The following is a 4,359-nucleotide window of genomic DNA, read 5'->3' as shown; positions in this document are numbered from 1 at the left end:
AATCTTCATCTGAAAGAGCGTGCAAACGTTCCGAAAGAATGTGCAAAATCCGGAACAATCCGCAAAAATTTTGCACATTATTTCCGAATCCGCCTGAAATAATTTGAAAAAGGGATTCTGAAATAATGTGCTAGTTTACACTGCATCCATACGCCGACAAATTCTAAAAGCCCGTAGCCAACGAGCATGGCGAGAAAGACGGAGCCAATCGGCACAAGAAGTCCGACGGAAATGACGAGCTTGTCATATAAGAACGGTCCCATATTCGGCTGAAACAACCATGACGGACCGATGCGAAACACCAACATGACCGCCGTGATCAGTCCTAGAACTTTCAACAGTGAAAAAACGGTTGTCACAGTATCTTTGTTCCACGTTTTTTTGTAAAACGGATAAACGGCACCGAGAGCGATCACGATCAGAGCATAATAAGGAACAAGTGCTGAAAACTGGGTGCGGATCCATGTCACAATATGATCGAGCAAAATCGATGATGTGCCGCCGATGGACACCGGAACGAAAAATACGAAAATGCCGATGGCACTAAAGACGAAAAACTTCCATGCCCCGCTGGCCGGCGTTGGTGTCGGCACGGATGGCGCCATGTTTGTATCCGTTTTCATTTTCCTCCACCCCCATTGTTCTTTTTACCCCAACTTGCGCGGCCGGAAGCATAACCGCTCCCGGTCGCTAAACACCTCGACGGAAGACCATTCCCCCTTCAGATGTACACCTTGCCTTCTTTCACCACCACCTCCCCGCCTTTGATCACCGTCTCAACATGGTTGACTCCGTAATGGTACATGATCTGCACATAATTCGGGACATTGAAAATGACCAAATCCGCCTTCTTCCCCGGCTCGAGGCTGCCGACAAGATGCGCGCGGCCGATGGCGTGGGCGGCATTGATCGTGGCGGCGGCCATCGCTTCAGCGGGAGTCATGCCCATATGCAGGCAGGCTAGGCTCATGACAAGCGGCAGCGAGACGGTCGGCGACGAACCGGGGTTGCAGTCGGTCGCCAAAGCGACGGGAACGCCGGCGTCGATCAGACGGCGGGCGTCGGCGGCTTGGGTCATGAGGAAAAACGCCGTGCCTGGCAAGAGAACGCCGATGACGCCGCCATCGGCCATGCGGCGGATTCCTTCGTCCGACGCCCGAAGCAGGTGGTCGGCGGAGATGGCGCCGACTTCGGCTGCCAGTTCCGCCCCGCCATACGGCTCGATTTCATCGGCGTGGATTTTCGGCGTCAAGCCGTGCTCTTTGCCTGCTTCGAGGATGAGGCGCGCCTGGTCGGGGGTAAAGACGCCGCGCTCGCAAAAGACGTCGTTGAACTCGGCGAGCCCCCGCCGGCTCACTTCGGGAATCATCTCGTCGATGACAAGGCGGACGTATTCATCCGGATCGTGCTTCCACTCCGGCGGAACGGCATGAGCGCCAAGAAACGTGGAGACGATATCGACCGGGTGGGTGTCGTGAAGCCGCTTGGCAATTTCCAGCTGCTTGATTTCATGCTCAAGGCTTAAACCATAGCCGCTTTTTGCTTCGACGGTCGTGACCCCATGAAGCAAAAACTGATCAAGCCGCCGCTTGCTTTCCTCATACAACATCTCTTCCGACGCCTCGCGCGTCGCTTTTGTCGTGGCATGAATGCCGCCGCCTGCGTTCATGATTTCCATGTACGTCGCCCCGCCGAGCCGCATCGTCCATTCGTGTTCGCGGCTGCCGGCGTAAACGAGATGAGTATGAGGATCGACAAGCCCAGGCGTCACCGTTTTGTCCTTGGCGTCGATGACGTCAGCTTCGGCGAGCCGATCGGCAAATTGGCGGGCCAGTTCATCGTCCGGGCCGACCGCAACGATCACTCCGTTTTCGATCCAGACGCTGCCGTTTTCGATGATGCCTAGATCGCTCATCTTCTCCTTGACGAGCGGAGCCGCGGAGCTTCCCGCCAGCGTGACGAGCTGGCGGGCGCGGCGGACAAAAAGCGGGCGCATATGGATCCCCCTTTCTACTTGAGCATCGGCATATCGATGCCTTTTTCTTTCGCCGTCCGGATGGCGAGCTCATACCCAGCGTCGGCGTGGCGGACCACACCAAGCCCCGGGTCGGTCGTCAACACCCGTTCCAACCGTTTTTCCGCCTCTTTTGTGCCGTCGGCGACAATGACCATGCCGGCGTGAATGGAGTAGCCCATGCCGACGCCGCCGCCGTGGTGAACCGACACCCAGCTTGCGCCCCCAACCGCATTCAACAGCGCGTTTAAAATCGGCCAGTCGGCGATGGCGTCGCTTCCGTCTTTCATTCCTTCCGTCTCCCGGTTCGGCGAAGCGACGGAGCCCGAATCCAAATGATCGCGGCCGATGACGATCGGCGCTTTCAGCTCGCCTTTGGCCACCATGTCGTTGATGATTTTCCCGAACTTCGCCCGCTCGCCGTAGCCGAGCCAACAAATGCGCGCCGGCAGCCCTTGGAATTGAATGCGTTTTTGCGCCATGCGAATCCAATGGCAAAGACGCTCATTGTCGCTGAATTCACGCAAAATGACTTCATCGGTTTTATAAATGTCTTCCGGGTCGCCGGATAATGCCACCCAGCGGAACGGCCCTTTTCCTTCGCAAAAGAGCGGACGGATGTAGGCCGGCACAAAACCCGGGAAGGAAAAGGCGTCGTCCACCCCTTCGTCTTTTGCCACTTGGCGGATGTTGTTGCCGTAATCAAACGTCACCGCCCCTTGCTTTTGCATCGCCAGCATCGCCCGCACATGCGCGGCGATCGACTGTTTTGCACGGGCGATGTACTGCTTCGGATCGCGCGCCCTGAGTTCGGCGGCCTCATCAAGCGTAAGGCCAGCCGGGATGTAGCCGTTTAACGGATCATGGGCGGACGTTTGATCGGTCAAGACGTCCGGAACAAAGCCCATTTCGACGAGACGCGGCAACACTTCAGCCGCATTGCCGACAAGGCCGATTGACAGCGCTTTTTTCTCTTCCTTCGCTCGTTTCGCCATCGCAAGCGCCGCCTCCAAGCTGTCGGTCATCGTGTCGAGATATTTCGTATCAAGGCGGCGCTGAATGCGGGCCGGATCGATTTCGACAGCGAGGCAGACGCCGCCATTCATCGTCACCGCGAGCGGCTGCGCCCCGCCCATGCCGCCAAGGCCGGCAGTCAGCGTGATCGTCCCGGCCAGCGTGCCGCCAAAGTGCTGGCGCGCCACTTCGGCAAACGTTTCATACGTTCCTTGAACGATTCCTTGGCTGCCGATGTAAATCCAGCTGCCAGCCGTCATTTGTCTGTACATGATCAATCCTTTTTTGTCGAGCTCATGGAAATGATCCCACGTCGCCCATGCGGGCACGAGGTTGGAGTTGGCGATCAGCACGCGCGGGGCGTCCGGATGCGTGCGAAATACCGCCACCGGCTTGCCGGATTGAATGAGCAACGTTTCATCGTTTTCTAAACGAAGAAGGGTGTCCACAATCGCCTCGTAACATTCCCAGTTGCGCGCCGCCTTGCCGATGCCGCCGTAGACGATCAACTCATCCGGCCGCTCGGCGACATCGGGATGCAAATTGTTGCTCAGCATCCGCAGCGCCGCTTCTTGAATCCATCCTTTCGCCCGCCGCTCTGTTCCCGCGGGCGGGCTGACGGTCCGTTTTTCTGCCATCGTCATCCTCTCCTTTTTCCTCTTTGCTTTTTATTGTAAGGAAGCCAAGAGGATGGAGATAGATTCTCGTCTTTTCAAGATGATCCATTTTTTTGAAATTTCTTTTTTCTTTTCGCTTCATCTATCCATTTCTTTTGATATATGTTCATTTCTTTTGAAAAAACCGCCTACCGCGGTGATGACGGTTTCAGCCGTTGTTCATCGCGGTAGGCGGTCGGCGTCTGGTTCAGTTCGGCTTTAAAGACGCGCATCAAATAATGGGCGGTGCGAAACCCGGTTTGTTCGGCGATTTCTTTGATCGACAAGTCCGTCTGCCGAAGCAGCCGTTTCGCTTCCTCAAGCCGCCGGTTGGTCAGCCACTGGCGAAACGTCACGCCGCGCTTTTTCGACAACAAATGGCTGAAATACGCGGGGCTGCGCCCGGCGGCGGCCGCGACCCGCTCAAGCGTGAGCGACGGATCGCGAAAATGCGCCTCCATATAGCGGAGGCCGCGCTCCACGGCGTCGACGCGCGCGTCTTCCTCGGCCTGCTTGGCCTCGTGGAACAACCGATGTGAACTACCCCCACTTAATTTTCTAGCGAAAATTTGAAGTGGGGGCTTCCAAAGAAGTTTGACTGCTTCAAGCAATCCTTATTCTTTGAGGCGTGTCCACTTCGCCGCTAGAGCATAAGACACTCAGGTCTACAGCTTT

The 4,359-nt window shown here is 56.5% G+C and carries 2 protein-coding genes and 2 pseudogenes; all 4 read right to left on the bottom strand.

Annotated elements, in window-relative coordinates:
* Positions 1–110: 110 nt before the first annotated feature.
* A pseudogene (locus IKE44_RS12945) lies at positions 111–623 on the bottom strand (YjiH family protein); the annotation flags it as partial.
* Positions 624–721: 98 nt separating this feature from the next.
* Complete coding sequence (hutI, locus tag IKE44_RS12940) at positions 722–1,996, bottom strand: imidazolonepropionase (RefSeq protein ID WP_049625442.1); 1,275 nt, start codon at positions 1,994–1,996, stop codon at positions 722–724.
* Between the two features lie 14 nt (positions 1,997–2,010).
* A complete protein-coding gene (gene hutU / locus IKE44_RS12935; RefSeq protein ID WP_183084392.1) occupies positions 2,011–3,666 on the bottom strand; it encodes a urocanate hydratase in 1,656 nt (551 codons plus the stop codon).
* Between the two features lie 167 nt (positions 3,667–3,833).
* Positions 3,834–4,220 (bottom strand): annotated as a pseudogene (locus IKE44_RS12930) (helix-turn-helix transcriptional regulator); the annotation flags it as partial.
* Between the last annotated feature and the right edge of the window lie 139 nt (positions 4,221–4,359).

This window comes from Geobacillus sp. (genome assembly GCF_017515625.1).
Lineage (GTDB): Bacteria > Bacillota > Bacilli > Bacillales > Anoxybacillaceae > Geobacillus > Geobacillus stearothermophilus.
The sequence above is the reverse complement of the archived record's forward strand: the minus strand, read 5'-3'. Positions and strand labels throughout refer to the sequence as shown.